The 17,974-nt window shown below is 51.8% G+C and carries 19 protein-coding genes; 10 read left to right on the top strand and 9 right to left on the bottom strand.

From position 1 onward, the window contains the following. Positions 1-189 precede the first annotated feature (189 nt). Both PSE_RS09810 and PSE_RS09805 read left to right on the top strand, forming a co-directional pair. Entirely contained in the window at positions 190-663 is a 474-nt protein-coding gene (locus PSE_RS09810; protein WP_014284694.1) for a GNAT family N-acetyltransferase, read from the top strand. A 588-nt stretch (positions 664-1,251) separates the two neighbouring features. Further along, positions 1,252-1,959 (top strand): GntR family transcriptional regulator, encoded by a 708-nt coding sequence (locus PSE_RS09805; RefSeq protein WP_208609185.1) that lies wholly within the window; start codon positions 1,252-1,254, stop codon positions 1,957-1,959. A gap of 36 nt (positions 1,960-1,995) precedes the next feature. Here the strand turns inward: PSE_RS09805 and PSE_RS09800 are convergent, their stop codons facing one another. Continuing rightward, positions 1,996-2,463 (bottom strand): GNAT family N-acetyltransferase, encoded by a 468-nt coding sequence (locus tag PSE_RS09800; protein WP_148266125.1) that lies wholly within the window; start codon positions 2,461-2,463, stop codon positions 1,996-1,998. 10 nt (positions 2,464-2,473) lie between these two features. After that, a complete protein-coding gene (gshA, locus tag PSE_RS09795) occupies positions 2,474-4,078 on the bottom strand; it encodes a glutamate--cysteine ligase (protein WP_014284692.1) in 1,605 nt (534 codons plus the stop codon). A gap of 772 nt (positions 4,079-4,850) precedes the next feature. Between gshA and PSE_RS09790 the strand changes: the two genes are divergently transcribed. Beyond that, the gene (locus PSE_RS09790) at positions 4,851-5,345 is read left to right on the top strand and encodes a hypothetical protein (RefSeq protein ID WP_148266124.1); all 495 of its coding nucleotides are present in this window, start codon (positions 4,851-4,853) and stop codon (positions 5,343-5,345) included. Here PSE_RS09790 and PSE_RS09785 read toward each other — a convergent pair. Then, positions 5,342-6,241: a LysR family transcriptional regulator gene (locus PSE_RS09785; RefSeq protein WP_014284690.1), complete on the bottom strand. Its 900-nt coding sequence runs from the start codon at positions 6,239-6,241 to the stop codon at positions 5,342-5,344. The genes PSE_RS09790 and PSE_RS09785 overlap by 4 nt on opposite strands. A gap of 121 nt (positions 6,242-6,362) precedes the next feature. Between PSE_RS09785 and PSE_RS09780 the strand changes: the two genes are divergently transcribed. Continuing rightward, entirely contained in the window at positions 6,363-7,085 is a 723-nt protein-coding gene (locus PSE_RS09780; protein WP_041768257.1) for an SDR family oxidoreductase, read from the top strand. Between the two features lie 76 nt (positions 7,086-7,161). Here PSE_RS09780 and PSE_RS09775 read toward each other — a convergent pair whose 3' ends face one another. After that, a complete protein-coding gene (locus PSE_RS09775) occupies positions 7,162-7,761 on the bottom strand; it encodes an FMN-dependent NADH-azoreductase (RefSeq protein WP_014284688.1) in 600 nt (199 codons plus the stop codon). 127 nt (positions 7,762-7,888) lie between these two features. Between PSE_RS09775 and PSE_RS09770 the strand changes: the two genes are divergently transcribed. Next, positions 7,889-8,767 (top strand): LysR family transcriptional regulator, encoded by an 879-nt coding sequence (locus PSE_RS09770; protein WP_014284687.1) that lies wholly within the window; start codon positions 7,889-7,891, stop codon positions 8,765-8,767. 9 nt (positions 8,768-8,776) lie between these two features. On the opposite strand, the gene PSE_RS09765 is transcribed toward PSE_RS09770, so the two are convergent. Continuing rightward, a complete protein-coding gene (locus PSE_RS09765) occupies positions 8,777-10,030 on the bottom strand; it encodes a serine hydrolase (RefSeq protein ID WP_014284686.1) in 1,254 nt (417 codons plus the stop codon). A 217-nt stretch (positions 10,031-10,247) separates the two neighbouring features. Here PSE_RS09765 and PSE_RS09760 point away from each other — a divergent pair, with 217 nt between their 5' ends. Further along, the gene (locus tag PSE_RS09760; protein WP_008548958.1) at positions 10,248-10,601 is read left to right on the top strand and encodes a hypothetical protein; all 354 of its coding nucleotides are present in this window, start codon (positions 10,248-10,250) and stop codon (positions 10,599-10,601) included. Between the two features lie 7 nt (positions 10,602-10,608). Here the strand turns inward: PSE_RS09760 and PSE_RS09755 are convergent, their stop codons facing one another. After that, positions 10,609-11,460 carry a GyrI-like domain-containing protein gene (locus PSE_RS09755; RefSeq protein WP_014284684.1) on the bottom strand — a complete coding sequence of 284 codons (852 nt, stop codon included), beginning with the start codon at positions 11,458-11,460 and terminating at the stop codon, positions 10,609-10,611. Between the two features lie 370 nt (positions 11,461-11,830). On the opposite strand from PSE_RS09755, the gene PSE_RS09750 reads away from it, so the two are divergent. Then, on the top strand, positions 11,831-12,667 hold the full coding sequence (locus PSE_RS09750) for a ferredoxin--NADP reductase (protein WP_008549111.1): 837 nt from the start codon (positions 11,831-11,833) through the stop codon (positions 12,665-12,667). A gap of 73 nt (positions 12,668-12,740) precedes the next feature. Here the strand turns inward: PSE_RS09750 and PSE_RS09745 are convergent, their stop codons facing one another. After that, positions 12,741-13,901: an SRPBCC family protein gene (locus PSE_RS09745; protein ID WP_014284683.1), complete on the bottom strand. Its 1,161-nt coding sequence runs from the start codon at positions 13,899-13,901 to the stop codon at positions 12,741-12,743. A gap of 92 nt (positions 13,902-13,993) precedes the next feature. Between PSE_RS09745 and PSE_RS09740 the strand changes: the two genes are divergently transcribed. Then, positions 13,994-14,587 (top strand): TetR/AcrR family transcriptional regulator, encoded by a 594-nt coding sequence (locus PSE_RS09740; protein ID WP_014284682.1) that lies wholly within the window; start codon positions 13,994-13,996, stop codon positions 14,585-14,587. Here the strand turns inward: PSE_RS09740 and PSE_RS09735 are convergent. After that, positions 14,584-16,365: an ABC-F family ATP-binding cassette domain-containing protein gene (locus PSE_RS09735; protein ID WP_014284681.1), complete on the bottom strand. Its 1,782-nt coding sequence runs from the start codon at positions 16,363-16,365 to the stop codon at positions 14,584-14,586. The two genes, PSE_RS09740 and PSE_RS09735, sit on opposite strands and share 4 nt — an antisense overlap. A 290-nt stretch (positions 16,366-16,655) precedes the next feature. Between PSE_RS09735 and PSE_RS09730 the strand changes: the two genes are divergently transcribed. Next, on the top strand, positions 16,656-16,886 hold the full coding sequence (locus PSE_RS09730) for a hypothetical protein (RefSeq protein ID WP_014284680.1): 231 nt from the start codon (positions 16,656-16,658) through the stop codon (positions 16,884-16,886). A gap of 17 nt (positions 16,887-16,903) precedes the next feature. Here PSE_RS09730 and PSE_RS09725 read toward each other — a convergent pair whose 3' ends face one another. Next, the gene (locus PSE_RS09725; protein ID WP_014284679.1) at positions 16,904-17,470 is read right to left on the bottom strand and encodes an invasion associated locus B family protein; all 567 of its coding nucleotides are present in this window, start codon (positions 17,468-17,470) and stop codon (positions 16,904-16,906) included. Positions 17,471-17,601: 131 nt separating this feature from the next. On the opposite strand from PSE_RS09725, the gene PSE_RS09720 reads away from it, so the two are divergent. Continuing rightward, positions 17,602-17,955, top strand: coding sequence for a VOC family protein (locus PSE_RS09720; protein WP_014284678.1), 354 nt, complete (start codon positions 17,602-17,604; stop codon positions 17,953-17,955). Positions 17,956-17,974 lie beyond the last annotated feature (19 nt).

The raw sequence follows: 17,974 nt of genomic DNA, 5'->3' as shown, positions 1-17,974 counted from the left end.
CCCGTTGATTCTCTTGTTCTGAACACGAGATATAACACCGCTCACAGCAGGGGGGATAAGTTTGCGCAGCTGAGGTGATAAACTGAGCTCATAGCTGAAAGAAAACGGCCCCAGCAACTGGACAATGTTTTGGAAGAAGGTCAAATTCCATAGTCATTTACTGCTAATTTTTAGAACGTTGAATTGCCTATGAATATTCCTGAGCTCAAACCACACTACACATTTCCCAAGCTAACAACCAATGCAAGCGACAAGGCGTTCGCGTTTGAAGCAAAGCGGGCTGCCATGGGACCTTACATCGTTTCGCGTTGGGGCTGGGACGAAGACTTTCAGTGGCAGATGCACTTACAACGCTATGACGAGAAACCTTTTTTCGAAATTAGAAAAGAAGGTGACCGCCTTGGAACAGTATCCTTCCAGATTTTGACTGATCACGCGACATTTGGTGAGTTCTATCTGTTTCCTGATTTTCAAAGGCAGGGGATTGGATCAAAAATACTGGCACACTGCCTGGCGGTTGCTGACAAATTGCAGCTGCCAGTAAGGCTGGAGCATTTGCATTGGAATCCTGTCGGCTCCCTCTATCGCCGACATGGTTTTAGAGAAACGGGGCAATCAGAAATACATTGCTTTATGGAACGCCCTGCGAAGGTCTGTTCATGAATGAATTTCTCAAGCAGATGCATGCGAAAACTGATCTCTCACCCGATTCCACAATTTGAACTCAGTTGGCGCGCCTACCAACTTGCATCGTAGCAGAAGCAAGGTCAGGAAGTGATAAACTGAGCAATCTATCACCTTTTACAGGGTGGATTGAGCAAGCATTTGTGAGATTTGAGCGGAGTTGCGGCTAATAGTTTCTCCCGTTTATATGGCGGGAAGAAAACCAGCAGAGTATAGTTGAGAATATTTTATTAAAATAGCGGATAAACTCTACTTCAACGCAACGAACTCTAAGTAAGTCCGATTCATATGCTGCATGAATAAGAAAGCACATGAAAAATTTTGCAAAAATAATCGATAATCTAGCATCTTTTTCCATCAAACGAGCTCGTTTTATTGGAAAGTTATGTCAGACCTACGCAATTTCATTGCTTTTATAGTTCAGATATTGTTTTACAATTGAGGGAACAAACTGGCCAGATCATATTGCAATTTAACTTGGCCGGATAACAAAGCTGAAGACCTAGTTTCCATAGCTAAGAAGAGAAACGCCAAATTGCATAGATAATAATTGTAAGGCAGATAACTTTGAAAATAGAGGATACCTTAGAAAGAGCCGTAACATCGGTCACTGCACAAAACGTCCCGTCATCCGCCTCTCTAATAGACAGGGCCTATGCGCACCTGCGGGCGGCAATCCTGTCTGGCCAATTGGAGCCGGGCAGTAAGCTGCGCATTCGCGAGATGTGCAGCACTTTTGATGTTGGACCAACACCTGTACGAGAAGCGCTTTCCCGTCTGGTTTCTCAGGGACTTGTTGCCACTCAATCGCACAAGGGATTTTATATTCCAGAACTTTCTCAAAAAGAGTTTCAGGATATCGTTGAGCAGCGCCGCCTTTTGGAAAGCGCGACGGTGAGAACCGCCGTTGAAAAGGGCGACGCACAATGGCGTGACCGCGTGCTGGACGCTTACCATGCATTGCAGGAGATTGAACGCACGTGGCAGGCATCACGGCGTGATTTCTGGAATGAGTGGGAAGAAGCCAACCGCGTGTTTCATATGACGCTGGTGGAAGGTGCCGGCTCCAGTTGGGCAAGCCGTTTCCTTCACATGCTTCATGACCAGTGCACCCGCTACCGCGCAGCCATGCGCCGTGCCGGTTTCATCTCTGAAGGCGTACAGGACGATCACACTCAGCTGATCACCGCTGTGCGGACAGGAGATGGAGCTCTGGCTGAACAGACGATCAAAGCACATATTGATCGCCTACCAGCATTGTGCATGCCATCTTAACACATTGATTTACAAAATTTATTGCCGGTGAGAGGCTTAGTCTCCCACCGCAATAGCTGCAGCGGCTTTCAGCGCGATCTTTGCAGGTGAGCGCAAACGCAGCCAGGTTTGGTGTGCATCCGCCTCCGCTGTCACATCCGCATATCCCATCGCTTCATAAAACTTCAAAGCGGACTGATTGATCCGGTCCACCTTCAGCTCATGCGCGCAGCCGTAGTGCTCCAGCAGAAACTGCAGGGCCTGACGACCAAAGCCACGTTTGTGGTGGGTGTAGCGGATGTAGAGGGAATGCAGGAAGTGCTCCGGCGTGTAATAGCCGATGAAGCCGACGATCTCACCCTCGCACCTTAACACCCAGACATCTTCGTCTTCAATCAGGCTCTGAAACTGATCTGCATGGATGAAGCGTGTGTGGTCGTAGGCAAAGGTGCGGCTTGCCACGTCTGCGTATAGCGCGGCAAGCTCATTATGTTCTTCAGCGGTGTAGGGCGAAATCTGCAGCACAGGCACCCGTTTATTGACCGTCGAGGCACTCTGGCGGCAGAACGTCGGTTTTATTCTGAGAATCCAGGAAATGATCAAAGCTGTGATCGCCCGGCTGGCCCTCAACCTGCTCATAAGCAGCGCGGGATTGGGACACCATGGCTTCCTGGAACTTCATGCGCTCTGATGACAGCGGCATGGCTTTCAGATGATCGGTCTGGTTCTGAGACAGCTCCGCAATAAAGCCGGTGTAAGAGCCTTTCTGCTTCACACCTTTCAGGATCTGCGCAGATGGCGTCATGTCCGGATTATCCAGCTTCTCAGCCTGTGCGTTGACCGCATCGGTGTGGCCGGTGCAACCGTAGACGTCGTCCATGATCTCAGCGGTCACGCGCATTTCGTCGAGCACCTTGTGGCCCGCAGCGCGGAGCTCCAGACCACCATCGCCATAAGCTGGCAACACCAGATTCGGCAGACGACCCTGCCACGCCACCATGCGCTGCTGATCGTTGAGCGCCTGCTGTTCAGCAGAGGTGATACAGGCGGAAGGTGCCAGCGTCATGTGGGTGAGGAATGCGTTGAGGAAGTGCGCCTGCTGCTCACAAATGCCGATTGGATTCAACGGGTTAATGTCAAGAGAACGCAGTTCGATGTACTCAACGCCACGGCGACAGAGCGCAGCAATCGGGCGTTCACCTTCTTCCGTGTTGCGTTTCGGACGTGCAGAACCATACAGCTCGTTCTCAAGCTGCAGCTGGTGCGTGTTAATCTGCTTGTAGTCACCCTCTTCAGCAACACCAATCTGCTCGTACTGGCGCACGGATGTGGCCAAAGCGCCGCGCAGGCCTTCGATGTAATCGCAAAGGGAGTTGTAGTGAATGTCCAGCTCGCTCTGCACCACGCTGGTGTAACCCAGATCGCTCATGCGCAGAGAGGTGGCGTATTCACCGAAATAGGTGTCGTCGCCCAGCATAGACAGGGTTGGATGAGCGGATGGCAGGTAGCTCTTATCAACCGCAGGGGAGGCGCCAAACAGATACAGCATCAGCCAGCCATGGCGCTGCAGGTTACGGATCAGACCCAGATATCCTGCACTGCGGAAGTCCTGAAGGCTGCTGCCGGAGGTACACTGCTCGTGGAACGCATGCCACAAACCATCGGAGATGGAGAAGTTGTAGTGAATACCAGAGATCGTCTGCATCCGCTTGCCATAGCGATGCGCCAATCCCTTACGGTAAAGTGTCTTGATCTGCGCGGCGTTGGAGCTGCCGTACTCAGCGATGCGAATGGTCTCATCACTGGTAATTGCCGGCGGCATGGAGGCGTTCCACAGGTACTCACCTGCTTCCGTCTTGCGCGCAGCAAAGGCCTGCAGTTCTTTCAGGAACTCGAGGCTTTCCTTAACTGAGTGCGCAGCAGGGGTGATGAACTCCAGCTGAGCTTCAGAGAAATCTGTCGTGATGAACTTGTGCGTTAGCGTCTTGCCCAGAGCGTCCGGGTGGTCACGCAATGACATAAAGCCATCTCTGCCAACACGCAGAGCTTCTTTTTCGATCCCCACGCGGAGTTCTGCAAGACCTTTGCGAACAGCGCTATTTTCCAACAGCTTCAGCGTGGCTTCACCTAATTTTGTCATTCTCGTTCCGTTAATCTGCGCAAAACGGTTATATGGGCTCAAAATATCCTAGCAAACCGCAGGGCTTACTCTCTGACATAGATACTTTGTAAATTCATGGATGCAAGAGTACAAAACCTGTCGAATTTTCCTTAGTGTTTTATGCGCAACTCCTATCATTAATGCGTGAACCAAGATCAATTCGAGAATAAAATTAAACTGAGAAAATGAAGAAATTCACTGCCTGACGTTCAACACATCAGCAATATGTATTCCTGAACACCCCTCAATAATCAAAAAATATATACTTAATAGGGACTGCGGAACACTCAGCCCTAAACTGCTGATTTTGCCTAAAAAGTCCTGACTACTCTTCAGACAAGAAGATACATAGGCTCGAACAACAAGCAGACATACCCCGAAATACAGTGCTCTGAGCTGATAAAAAACACGGCATTTACTCAGTCAGCTCACAAAGTTCGTGTGCATTTTGAACACTCTAACGGATATTTCGAACGCCGTGCGTTCTCTGGGGAAGCTTAAATCCTTCCGTGTAACCAGTACTCAGCTTCTACTGTTTGCAAAGTTTAAGCTGAACACATCTCAAGAGCATCGGCCTCACATAGGCCCTCTCAAGCAGCCTCATTCCATCAAGCATATTTGGAGGAAACCGCAGGTCTGCCTGCAAAATCTTCAGTGGATCGCGTTTGGGATAACTTCGCCCCTTTCGGCTCACCACCAGCTGCTCCTCACCATTCCTGAGGCAATCGGCAAAATAGCCTCAGCAAATCTGATGGATGTCTTCGCAAACTGCGGATCGTTAGGGTCTTCACAACGACCTGATGAGGACACTGATTTGCAAAGCAAGCTCTCCCTGTGCGTTCTCGCCTTCACGCTTCCCGTTCTGGCCAGTTGCGTTTCTGATGAAGAGCGCATCCCGCAGGCGTATTCTCCTACCGTGGAGATTCCGCAGGGAGCCACGCTGATCACCGTCAACACCACACCAGATGGCGCCTTCTGCTATTTGCAGGGCTATCGGTCTTCTATCTTCGTGAAGCACACGCCCGGACCGATGGTTGTGCCTGCCGGGTTTGAAAACAAAAACCTCATCTGCGAGCTGAAAGGCTTCAAGACAACGCGTGGTGCTGTATTGCCCGGCCCACCACCGCCGGATGGAGACAAGATCATCATCCAGCGCGTGTTCATTCCGGTGGGTGTGAATGATCCCAACTCCAGCCCCGCAGGTGCCATCGTACCGGATGGCTTCGTCGGCACCTATCGCCGCTAACCCAGCACTGCTTCATACCGGGCTTTGAAGTTGGAGCTAAGATAGTTCATCAGCTCCCGCACCCGGTGGAGCTGGTGCCGTGTTGGCGGGCTCACCAACCACAGCGGGGTTGTTTGCTTCCAGCCGGAAAGCATTTCCGTCAGCTCTCCGCGCTTGATCGGCGCATCGGTGTAAACATCTGCAAGCCGCGCAATACCAAGGCCCGCAACAGCAGCCTGACACATGACGCGGCCATTGGAGATCTGAAAGCCTTTCTCCGCCTGCACCACGATGCGTTCCTGGCCTCGCGTGAAGATCCATTCCTGCACGCTGCCAGAGATAAATGGCAGGCCTTTCAGATCAGACGGGTGCCGGATTTTGGAGTGAGCTGCTACAAAAGAAGGGGAGGCCACATAGCGGGTGGTGATGGTGTGCAGTTTGCGGGCGATCAAGGTGCTGTCCTCCAGATCTCCCATGCGCAGCACAAGGTCGAAATCCGTCTCCAGCAAATCCTCCCGGATACTGGAGAAATCCAGCTTCACTTCGATCCCCGGATTGGCCTGCTGATACTCAATCACCAGCGGTGCGATGAGCTCCTCCCCAATCAACCCGCCAACGGCATTCATGCGGATTGGTCCAGTCAGACTGTCCGTCGCCTGCGACGCCAGATCAGAGGCATCCTCAATCTGCTTCACACCCGCACGGCACATTTCGTAGTAGCGTTCACCGATCTCTGTCAGGCGCAGTTTACGGGTGGTGCGGTAGAGCAGCTGAACGTCCAGGTGTTCCTCCAACTGGCTGACCTGCTGACTTAAACTCGCTTTTGAAAGACCTGTTTCATCAGAAGCTAAGGTAAAACTGCCATGTTCCGCCACGGCCAGAAACGAGCGCAGACCATTCCAGTAGATATTGTTCATTTCAGCCTAACAATTATTTTGAATTACCCTCATTTATCAGCATGATCATTTTTGTACAATCGCCGCAACACAACGCAAGTCCATCTTGCTCAAGAAAAAGCTAACTAGGCAGGAAAACAAAATGACAAAGCCACTTATCATTATCACTGGCGCAAGTTCCGGCATTGGTGCAGCGATTGCGAAGTCTTTCAGCGCAGCTGGCCATCCTCTTCTTCTGCTGGCACGTCGCGTTGAGCAGATGGAAGCTCTGGGTCTTCCAAACACTCTGTGCCGCGGCGTTGACGTCACTGATCGTGATCAGCTGATCGCTGCTGTTAAAGAAGCTGAAGACAAGTTTGGTCCGGCAGACGCTATCGTCAACAACGCTGGCTGCATGCTGCTGGGTGATCTGTCTGTGCAGGATCCTTCTGAATGGGATCGGATGATCGACCTGAACGTGAAGGGTGTTCTGAATGGCATCCACGCTGTTCTGCCAGGCATGAAAGCACGTAAGGGCGGTTCCATCATCAACGTCAGCTCCATCGCTGGCCGCAAAACCTTCCCAGCACACGCAGCATACTGCGGCACCAAATTCGCAGTTCACGCCATCAGCGAAAACCTGCGTGAAGAAGTGGCCGCGGACAACGTGCGTGTCATGACCATCGCTCCAGGTGCTGTGCAGACTGAGCTGCTGTCCCACACCACTTCTCAGGAAATCATTGATGGTTACGAGCAGTGGAAGAAAGAAATGGGCGGCGTGCTGGACCCACAGAACGTAGCAGACACCGTGCTGTTCGTTTACCAGCAGCCACAGAACGTCAACATCCGCGAAGTTCTGCTCGCAGCAACTGGTCAGCCTGCATAAGGTTGAGTTAGACAGTTTAAGCAAGAAGCCGGCTCATCCCCCAGAGCCGGCTTTTTTTTTGCGATAACGATGCTTGTTAGGCCAGTTCAGCAATCTTCTGATTGGCTTTGCTCAGGCCCGCTTCAGCGGCTTGTGGCCCCATAGCCAGCCCTTTCGCATAGATGAACTCAATATCTGTGATGCCCATCAGACCCAGAGCGGATTTGAGGTAAGCCGTTGCCAGATCATGGGCAGTGCCAAGGAAGTTTCCTCCTTGCGTGATCGCCACATAACACTTTTTGCCTTCCAGCAAGCCAACCGGGCCGGTTTCTGTAAACTGAAAGGTCTGCCCTGCGCGGGTCACGTAGTCGATCCATGACTTGAGCGTGGACGGGATCATCAGATTGTACATTGGCGCGCCAAGCACAATGAAGTCGGCCTCCTTCAGCTCAGAAACCAACGTATCAGACAGCGCCAGGGCCGCTTGTTGTGCGGGCGTAACAGCAGCGCTTGGATCATAAAAGCATTGAAAAAGGCTGTGTTCCAGATGCGGGATCGGATCTTTGCTCAGCTCGCGTTTGATGTGCCGCATGCCCGCAAAACGAGAGAGCAGGCTTTCTGCCATTTTATCGGAAAGCTGCGAGGATTGAGAGTCTGTTTCCAGCATACTTGTGTTGATCTGCAACAGAGTTTTCATGTGCTTAGTCTCTTTCAAAAAATCAGGAGCGCTCCATCTCGTCATGGAGGCATGCCCATTGATTAATTTCATTTGCAGATGATACAAAGTTAGTTACTACCGCTTTTATCAATAGATTGGATGCAGCTTGCCAAGCATCGAGCAACTGAAAATGTTCATCGCCGCCGCTGAATCCGGCAGTTTTTCTGCGGCGGGGAGAACACTGGGCAAAGGCCAGTCAGCCGTAAGCACGGGGATCGTGAATCTGGAGGTGGATCTGGGGTTCGAGCTTTTCGATCGCACCACCCGCAAGCCTCAACTCACCGAAAACGGTGAACGCATGCTGACCTACGCCCGCGCGGTGCTGATGCAGGTCGAGAACATGACCACCGCAGCCGACAGCATCTTTTCAGGCGAAGAAACCAGTGTTCGGGTCATGCTGGATGATGCATTGATGCTGCCCTCGCTCAGTCAGGCTCTGATTGAGTTTGGCGAGAAGTTTCCGGCAACGCGGATCGATCTGCTCTCTGGTGTCAGTCCGGACATCCCCGGCATAGTGGCACAAGATCAGGCGGATATCGGACTGATGTTCTCTGGCGGCAGCGTGCAAAAAGGGGTGGAGCAGGTTTTCATCGGTAATCTGCCGTTTGTCTCCGTTTGCGTGCCTAACCATCCGCTCACCAAGTTGACCGAGATTGGCGCAAATGAGCTGCTGTCTCATCGCCAACTTCTGCTGCGTAGTCCGCAAGGCAGCGTGCTTGCTCAGTTTCCGGAGCTTTCAACTCAAGTCTGGCACGCAACCAGCTTCCACGCTCTTCGCGAACTGGTGATGCAAGGGGTTGGCTGGGCGTATCTTCCAGAACATCTGGTGAGCACAGCCATTGCTTCCGGCCAGTTGGCACGCCTGAACTTGCGGTTTGAGCACAAGCTCTGGAGCCCCCCAGTAGAATGTATCAAGCTCAAACACGCCCGCATGGGCCCTGCCGTTTCATGGCTGTTTGACAGTATCAAGAACGTATTGTCTTGAGTGTCGCGCTTACTGGTTCTCTAACTCAACTGTTTCCTGCTTGGTCAGATGACGTGCGATGGATTGAAACAGGGCGATTGATTTCATCTTCACCATCTCCTTATCCCGCTGATAGGACGGATAGGTGGAGGTTTTGGCGATCACCACGTTGCGGGCAGGGTTGATGTAGAGGAACTGTCCGTGAATGCCGATGGCGGTGAAGTCACCATGATCAGATTCAAGCGGCAGCCACCACTGGTACTTATAGCCAAGCGGAGAGGGGCTCTGCGGATTATCATAGCCCGGCATCAGGCGCGGTTCATCCGGCGTCACTGAAGTTTTGATCCACTCTTCTGAAACGATACGCTCACCCTTGTGGTTGGTACCGCCTCTGGCCAGCACCATGCCAACCCGCAGCATATCACGCAGGCGAATGTTCACCCCGCCGAAGACCACTGGTTGACCGGCCTGATCCACCATAAGTTCGGCAGAGGATTCAGCTCCTATTTTGGACCAGAGCTTTTCGTTGAACCATTCCTGATAGGGCTTGCCTGTCGCCCCGCGTAGCACCCAGCCGACCACATGGGTATCGATAGAGGAGTAGCGGTTGTACGTTCCCGGCTCCAGCTCCCGTGGAACATCCTTAGTGAACTCATCCTGCGAGCCAAGCAGGATCGCAACGACGGACTGCACGATATCGGAGTTTAGATCAGCGTAGTTCTCATTCCAGCGCACACCGGAGGACATCTCCAGCACATCTTTCAAGCGTACGCCATCATAGGCTGTGCCCTTCAGCTCCGGCACATACTTGACCACCTGATCCTCAACGCTGTCGATATAGCCTTCATCCATCGCCACACCCACAAGGATCGAGGCCATGGACTTGGAAACGGACATCTGGATCGCATGAGTCTCAGCTGAGTTGCCGCGATCATAGTACTCATGGATCAGCTTACCATTGTGCATGATGGCAAGGCCGGTGGTGTGGGAATCCAAAATGTAGTCCGCTGTCGAAGCCGCTTCGCCTTTGTACATAAAGGTCGCCGGCATCGGAGACGCCTGATACTGCCGCGGCAGCTGATAGGTCTCTTCTGGCGCTTCAACGGAGATGCTCGGATATTCAACGTAAAGAGAGCGGAACTTCTGATCGATGTTCTCAGGTTTAAATGCATCCGCATAGGCCATCACGGCACGGATCTCTGCAATGTCCTGTCGGAAGTAAAATGCGCCAGCAGCAAGCAGCACGACAACAGCCAGAACACCCCAGCCAATCTTCTTTAACATGATGTCCCCCCAAGATCGCGGTGAGAGGTTAACCCCTCCAGAGCGAGCCCAAAGCTTACGCATGGGTTAAAGACTTGTAAAGCGAGGAAGCTGCAACAAAAAAGCGATGTATTACCCAATTAAACGCAATTAAAACATAAGAACTCACATAGTCTTTGCCGGTCTCCTGTTTAATGGTTGCAGCCTTCATTTTCTCCGATTGGTGGGAGTATTTGTCATGCAGTCAAAAACAACAGTCTCTCTTATTGCACTGAGTTTCCTTGTGATTTCATCCGGCGCCGGTTTTACGCAGATTAATAACTTCGCTGAGGACCCAACCGCCAACGCGGATGCCAACCCGCTGAAGTCCGAATACCCTGACATCATCAGCCCGGTCTCCGATTGCCCTGGCATTGCTGAGAAATACCAATCCGGCGGCGCTGGCGCTGATCCGCTCGGTTATCCGCCCAACTTCGGTTTCGGCGATATGTCCGCCGCTGATCAGGAAGCCTGCATCAAGGAAATCAATAAGGACGGTAACATCAACGAGAAGCAGGAAACGGAAGAAGAAAACAACATCCTGCAGAACTAACTCATTGTTATTGCAAAGGAAGGAAGATCTCGACAAGGAGGTCTTCTGGCGCTGTATTCGTCGGGCTGTTCAGAAAAACCTCATAGCACGGCTGGTCCGCCGCCTCTTCTCCCGAGGTTGGTAGCCAAACACCGTAAAGATAATGAAACGCGCCTCTCAGCCCGGCATACGGGCCTTTGTGCTTTAACACCGCACAACGACCACTGGGGATAACCAGAGGCTCAAGCCCTTCCGTATTCGCAAAGTTCTGCGGAACAACGGCCCCCACATGGGAGCGTAACTCATCCAGCGGCACAATAGAGGGATCATCATAATAGATCCCGACAATCGGCCCACACTTGCGGATAACACCCCGCGACGACAACATCGCCGCCAGCTTGCTGAACACCACCCCCATCTCAAAGTACGACCCACGATGAAACAATGCCTGCAGGCTTCGTTCCGGAACCTCTTTGATTTCAACGGGATGCATGGAAAAGATGCTCTCTTTTTCCGTTTCCAGCGTTGGCGCAGCATACTTGCTTTCACGAAACTGCCCCGGCGCCATGCCATACTCACCTTTAAACGCACGGGAAAAACTCTGCGCACTGGGGTAACCGTATTGCTCGGCAATCTCTGTAATCGGTTGTTTTGATTGAATAAGATCCAACGCAGCCCGGTTCAGCCTGATCCGCCGAATAGAGGTCGCCAGCGTTTCTCCCCGCATGCTTTGAAACACCCGGTGCCAGTGAAACCGCGACATGCAGGCAACATCTGCCAGAGCGTCCAGACTCAGATCCCCATCCAGATTGTTGTAGATGTACTCAAGAACGCGCAGCATCCTCTTTTCATAGGCTGCTTTGTTCTGCTCCGGTTTCACTCTCAACGTCCCCCGTCAGTCGCCGTTAACTCCCTTACATCACAGAGGGACTGAACATATCTTGCTATTTTATCCCCGAAACATGCATGTAACTCCGACTCGCTCGCAAAACCACGTGATCGATATCCCGCGAGACAACTTGAGTATTTTCACCTATTGCTGCAATTGGCCTGCAGCTCACCTTACACGCTTTCTTCTTAAAACTGACAGTTCTTTGAGCCTGGACGGTGACTTAGTCACTTTCACGAGCAAATTTCTGAAATTTTACTTATAAAACGGTTGCTTTTGGGACCTTGGCTCGGATAAAGCGAAGGCAACAATTGGCCAAGTATCGGGCTCTGGCCTAATCAAAACAATCTAAGGATTGCACATGACCGACGCAGCGTTGGCCCCAGCTCCTGTGCTTGATCAGGAAGCTAAAACCGAATTTCCTATCCCAGCAAACGTTTTTGCTGAGAAAGTAGTGTCCGTACAGCACTACACCGACCGCCTGTTCAAATTCCGCATCACGCGCCCAGCTTCTTTCCGTTTCCGTTCTGGCGAGTTCGTCATGATCGGCCTGCCAAACGCTGAAAAGCCGGTTTTCCGCGCTTACTCCGTGGCAAGCCCTTCCTGGGACGAAGAGCTGGAGTTCTTCTCCATTAAAGTGCCAAACGGTCCACTGACCGAGCACCTGCAGAAGATTCAGCCGGGCGACACTGTTCTTATGCGCAAAAAGCCAACCGGTACTCTTGTGAATGATGCCCTGATCCCAGGTAAGCGTCTTTACATGTTCTCCACCGGCACCGGCGTTGCGCCTTTCGCTTCTCTGATCCGTGATCCGGAAACCTATGAGAAGTTTGAAGAAGTTATCCTGACCCAGACCTGCCGCGAAGTGAACGAACTCACCTACGCGAAAGAACTGGTTGAAGAAGTGATTAACGATCCGCTCGTTGGTGAACTTGCTGCTGGCAAACTGCGCCTGCACACTGCAGCAACCCGTGAGCCCTATCCATGTCAGGAGCGCATCACGACTCTCATCGAGAATGGTAAGCTCTTTGAAGACCTGGGTGTTCCGCGTCTTGATCCGGCAGTTGACCGTGGCATGATCTGTGGTTCCATGGAAATGATCAACGACACCAAGGCGATCCTCGAAAAACATGGCCTTGAAGAAGGTTCCAACGCGTCTCCTTCCACCTTTGTGGTTGAGCGCGCATTTGTCGGTTAATCCTTCGACACATCTGATTTTGAGAAGCCCGCTGTCATTTCAGCGGGCTTTTCTTTTGCCTGTACGTCGAAACTCAAGCGTCTTCTGGCACTTTCATCGCATTCTCCAGCACCTGATTGAAGCGGTGTAGCGCGCCTTCAAATCGGCCAAAGGTCAGATACTCGTTGGCACCGCTGGCAAAACCTTGCTGAATTTCTTCACCTAACTCGAAGTCTTCCTTCAAGGTAGTGATCGTGATCGCCTGATTGCGCATCCAATGTTTCTGCATTTCTTCCGTTTGCGGAGCTGAGATCGGAACCAATGTTGCTAACCGAACACGAGTGCGGTCCACCGCAAGCGGTTCCAGGTGAACCCAGACCACATGATCCTGCTGGACAAGCAATTGAGTTCCAGGGAAGATTGAATAAATGATATTGGCATGCTCGCGGATGTTCCATGTCTCTCGCGGTTGATCGCACAGCTCAAACAGAGTGATGCGCGGCAGAACGGACCGCATGTTGTCTCCCAGCATCTGATAGCTGGAGAGATTATCCGGAAAATAGGGGCCGATGGTTTTGCGGTGGGCAACCCGGAAATGATATGCCTCGATCCCACCTTCAATGAGCGTCTTCCAATTGGCTGCTATTTCAAAGGTTTCTTCGACAGCAATCCTATGATCCGCCAAATCAAGCCAGTTCAAGTCTTCACTGAGAGGAGCAAGTGAGTTCTGGATTTCTCCTAGATCTGAACTGGAACTATCGGCGATCACCCACACAAAACCATAGGCTTCATGAACCGGCAGTTCTTTCAGAGCATGCTGGGATCGATCCAGATCCGGAAAGCCTTGGCTCTCCTGAGGAACGGCGATCAGCTCTCCCTGATTTGACCATGTCCACGCATGGTAAGGGCAGGAGAACCGCTTTTTGCAGCCAGCTTCATCCCGTACCAGCTTGGCACCCCTGTGACGACATACATTGAGGAACGCGTGCGCCTGACCATCCGCATCACGCACTAAAAGAACTGGCAGGCCTGACACAGTTCGGCTCAGGAACGCATTGTTCTCAGCAAGTTCGAAGGATTGAACAGCCGCTACTGGTTTGCTGCGAAACAAACCTTTCATTTCATCCGCAAACCGATCCGGGCAACTGTAACGCTCTATTGGCGATCGCGTGACATCCTCATCCAGAAACTTGCTGTTTTCAGCATCCAACCCAAGCAGCTCTGCAATCAGGCCAATTTCCTCATCCCGCGTCATGGCACTCTCCTCACTTACCAATCGGTAAGTATAAACTTACCACTTGGTAAGTTGTCAAGTTCAGGCTATACGAAGAGGATAGGGAGAGTGATTTGGATCAGCACACCGACAACCCAAAAACACGTTACATCTCAACAGCCACCAGTGTTTTTGCGGAAAAGGGATACAACGCGGCAAGCCTAGCAGACGTTGCAAATCAGCTTGGCGTAACAAAGCAAGCACTGCTGCATTTCTTCGGCTCCAAAGCAGCGCTCTATGAAGAAGTGCTGAAAGCCCTTTCGAACCGTTTGCTGTCTTCCATTCAAAACGTAGAAGGGGCATCACCGGAAGAACAGCTGCGCAGCTTCTTTCTGCAACTCTCTACCGCATCTCTTGAAAAGCCTGCAGATACCCAACTGGTTCTTCGCGCGCTTTTAGACGCGCAAGTGTCCAGCGAGAGTTGGCCATTAAAGCCATTCCTCGATGCATTGGGAGCTTTGGCGCATAAGACGAAACGGTGGTCTCAAGCCTCTGACGCCGAGCTATTCTGCTGGATTTATCAGCTCATTGGCTCAATCCAACATTTCGCGATCTCACAAGTCACGCTCAAAGGAATGTATGGCGCTGAGGCATTCGACGTGCTGCGAGAGACACACTCGGCTCAGCTTCGTGCAGCTCTCGCAGATTTGGAGAAAGATCCAGGCTAACTGTTAAGTTCAAGCTGTTCGTGGATCTGCGCAATCTCATCTTTCCATTTCACCTGAAGGTGAGGCGACTGCCTGTTTGGGCGTCGTGCAAGATCTGCTTCCATCAGCTCTTCCAGCTCAATCAACCGCTCAAGCAACTCATCTTCAGAGGAAGCGGCCTCAGCCGCAACCAACTCTTCGCGCTCTAGCTTTACAGGCGCTTCTTGTTCGGCGGTAACCTTGATTGGCTTCACCTGAGTTTCTGCAATCAGCGCGTAGGCAGCATCCACATCGTTGACTTCCTGCAATCGACCGTTTTGAACCACCCAGAACCGGTTACAAGTCGCTTCCACCAGATGGCGATCATGCGAGACAAGCAGGAATGAACCGCCAAACGATTGAAGCTGATGGGAAAGTTCATTGCGGCCGTAAAGATCAAGGTGGTTGGTTGGTTCATCCAGCATCATCAGGTTGGCTTGCACTTGAGACAGCGAAACAAGCAACAAGCGCGCACGCTCCCCACCACTGAGTTTTGAAACCTTCTGCTGCAACTGATTGTACTTGAAACCAGCCGCAATAATGGTCTTCTCACAATCTGGCACACGCAGGTCTACACCAAGTGCTTCACCAACAGCCACCATCCCCTCAACGAGATTGGACTCACCCGGTAACTGTTGAAGCGTTTGATCATAAAACGCAATCCGGCAGCGCGGATGAACGCGAACCTCGCCGTCATCGCTCTGTCGCTTCTCCCAACAGCAGCGCAGCAGGCTGGACTTACCGGTTCCGTTTGCACCCATCACGGCGATCCGGTCTCCCGGTCGAACAGCGATATCATCGATACGATAGAGGAATACGTCAGCCACTGGCGGCGTCACATCCAGATCTTTCAGCTGTACCAGCCGATCGGCTTGAATGGTCTCACCAGCAATGGACAGGTTCCATGGATAGGCCTCAACGGCCTCCGTCTGGTCGCCCTTCATGCGGTCAACCATCTTCTCCATGGACTTTGCCTTGCGCGACAAGTCTTCGTTGTCGAAGGTGCGGCCCCATTCTGCAATGCGTTTGGCACTTGCTTCGACCCGCTTGATCTCCTTATCCTCAGCCTCACGCCGCGCAATCCGCGCTTTTGTCAGAACCTCATGTTCTTCAAGGGCTTTTGTGCAAGGCAGATCAAACGCGTGGAGCTTGCGGTCTTGAAGGATCCACGTGCGATTGGTGACAGAATCCAGCAGTGTGGCATCGTGCGAAATCATCAGGAAGCTGCCCTTCCAGGATTTCAGGAAGCTCTCCAGCCACATAATTGTCGGCAGATCCAGATGGTTGCTTGGCTCATCGAGAAGCAGCAGGTTGGGCTCGGTCATCAACGCACGAGCCAACATCAGACGCGTCATCTGCCCACCGCTGAGATCTTTACAGAGCACTTCAGACTGATGGGGCTCAAACCCCATTTCCGGCAGGATCACCTCCACCTTCCAATCCATCCAGTCCCGCTTGTCATTTGGCAGGGCATCGCGCACAGCTTCAGCAAGGCTGAGGTCTAATAGATGCTTAGGAAGATGCTGCTCCACGCAGGAAACGACAGCAGCGCGGGAGACAGAAATACTGCCTTCGCTCGGCTCGCCACGGCCAGCAAGGATGTTCAGAAACGTAGACTTGCCACAACCGTTGTGCCCGACAAGACCGATGCGATCACCCGCATTCAGTCCGAAGGAAAGGTTCTCAAACAGCACACGTTCAGGCGACTGCTGCCACAGGCCACTGCCGGTTATCAATGGATTGCCACTGGACTTCGCCACAGGACCGTGCCTCCCAACACACAAACAAACACTCAGAAAGGGATTAGAGAAAAACCGCAGGGCTTCCAAGAGCACACGAGGTGTAATGCAGCAAGGGCACCTCAACTTACGAGAGCACAGAGGTTTTCACGTCACACATTTCGATGAAAAACAGTGAAAATCCCTTGAATAACCGAGGCAAACACGGGGATTTCCCTCACATGCATATTGCAGGAATAATCTACATTACAGCAAAGCATATCAGCGCATTCGCGTTGAACGTTCCCCGAAATGAAAGACCTGAACCTGAGATGACGACTTCTGCTCACCTGCCTGCATCCAACTGGAACATGGGTATGCTTTTCTGCGTAGCTGCTTGTGTCTTTGCACTGACCACCACAATTGGCCTTGCTTATCTTGTAAACCCGAACCCAACTTCAAAATTGCACCTGGCAAAGTCAGAGGTTTCTCATTGCAGCGTGGCTGGTGCCATTGCGGTGATGGGCTCACGCGGTGAATGGAACTGCCTCGCGGCCCAATAAGGTGCTGAAAGAGCTCGTTATTTTGTGTTTTGCTCTTTCATCTCGTTGTAGGCTTTTGTGAAACCCGTGGCAGAGAAGTTGATACCGACCTTCTTGCCAGCTCGGGACATCATGATAAAGCGCCCTTGCTCCGTTGCCGCTTTCATAGCCTTGATGAAGGCATCTTCTGTCTTACCTTCGATAATACAACCCTGCGCGGTACAGCGAGTGACACGGGCAACGGCCTGATAATCTCCCACATTTACGCCAACGCCCGGCGCAAGCAGAAAGTCCAGCGGCAGTACGTACTGCACGATGTCAGCATTGTCTTTCGGATTATGGCTGAGCGTCATCTGCATTATGGTTTGGCCGCTTTCGTTATGCACCACGCGCTGCTTGATCTGGCAGCTCATGCCATTCACTGCGGGGTCATAACACTCCAACATCCAATCCCCATGCTGCTGTCTGCTGACTTTAGGGCTGCTTTGAACAGCAGCCTCCGATTTTGCGGCAGTTTGAGCAGTGCCTGATGTGGGCTCAAGAATTGCAACAGCTCCCATCGCAAGAGCTGCAATTGTACAAATGGGAAAACCGAAAATCTTCATTTCAATATCTTGCTTACAACTATAACGATAGGACTGAGTTATCTATCTCACCATTCCAAATCTGTTGCAATATTGGAGATTTGCAGGAGAGTTCTCGTGTAGTGGCTCCTTGCTTTTCAAAGGAATTTAGTATGACCAAGTCCGGAAAAATTAATTACATCGAGCTTCCAGCTGCTGATCTGGAAGCCGCAAAAGCGTTTTATGGCAATGCATTAGGTTGGAAGTTTGAGGACTACGGACCAGAGTATGCCGCATTCAACGATGGCGACTTTGATGGCGGCTTCTACAAGGCCGATATGTCATCTTCAGCTGCAAGCGGTGCGGCTCTTGTTGTGCTCTATGCAGAAGATCTGGAAGGATTGCAGGCAAAGCTTGAAAAAAACGGCGCCAAGATCTGCCGTAAGATCTTTTCCTTCCCAGGTGGACGCCGGTTCCATTTTCTTGATCCAAACAACAACGAGCTGGCTGTCTGGTCTGACAAGTAAGAAGAGAGCACTCAGCTCT

Source organism: Pseudovibrio sp. FO-BEG1 (assembly GCF_000236645.1).
In the GTDB taxonomy this organism is placed as follows: domain Bacteria; phylum Pseudomonadota; class Alphaproteobacteria; order Rhizobiales; family Stappiaceae; genus Pseudovibrio.
The sequence above is the reverse complement of the archived record's forward strand: the minus strand, read 5'-3'. Positions and strand labels throughout refer to the sequence as shown.

Coding starts and splice junctions, on each gene's coding strand:
- PSE_RS09810 (WP_014284694.1), top strand. CDS start 190: ATGAATATTCCTGAGCTCAAACCACACTACACATTTCCCAAGCTAACA.
- gshA (WP_014284692.1), bottom strand. CDS start 4,078: ATGACAAAATTAGGTGAAGCCACGCTGAAGCTGTTGGAAAATAGCGCT.
- PSE_RS09790 (WP_148266124.1), top strand. CDS start 4,851: ATGGATGTCTTCGCAAACTGCGGATCGTTAGGGTCTTCACAACGACCT.
- PSE_RS09785 (WP_014284690.1), bottom strand. CDS start 6,241: ATGAACAATATCTACTGGAATGGTCTGCGCTCGTTTCTGGCCGTGGCG.
- PSE_RS09780 (WP_041768257.1), top strand. CDS start 6,363: ATGACAAAGCCACTTATCATTATCACTGGCGCAAGTTCCGGCATTGGT.
- PSE_RS09775 (WP_014284688.1), bottom strand. CDS start 7,761: ATGAAAACTCTGTTGCAGATCAACACAAGTATGCTGGAAACAGACTCT.
- PSE_RS09765 (WP_014284686.1), bottom strand. CDS start 10,030: ATGTTAAAGAAGATTGGCTGGGGTGTTCTGGCTGTTGTCGTGCTGCTT.
- PSE_RS09760 (WP_008548958.1), top strand. CDS start 10,248: ATGCAGTCAAAAACAACAGTCTCTCTTATTGCACTGAGTTTCCTTGTG.
- PSE_RS09750 (WP_008549111.1), top strand. CDS start 11,831: ATGACCGACGCAGCGTTGGCCCCAGCTCCTGTGCTTGATCAGGAAGCT.
- PSE_RS09745 (WP_014284683.1), bottom strand. CDS start 13,901: ATGACGCGGGATGAGGAAATTGGCCTGATTGCAGAGCTGCTTGGGTTG.
- PSE_RS09730 (WP_014284680.1), top strand. CDS start 16,656: ATGACGACTTCTGCTCACCTGCCTGCATCCAACTGGAACATGGGTATG.
- PSE_RS09725 (WP_014284679.1), bottom strand. CDS start 17,470: ATGAAGATTTTCGGTTTTCCCATTTGTACAATTGCAGCTCTTGCGATG.
- PSE_RS09720 (WP_014284678.1), top strand. CDS start 17,602: ATGACCAAGTCCGGAAAAATTAATTACATCGAGCTTCCAGCTGCTGAT.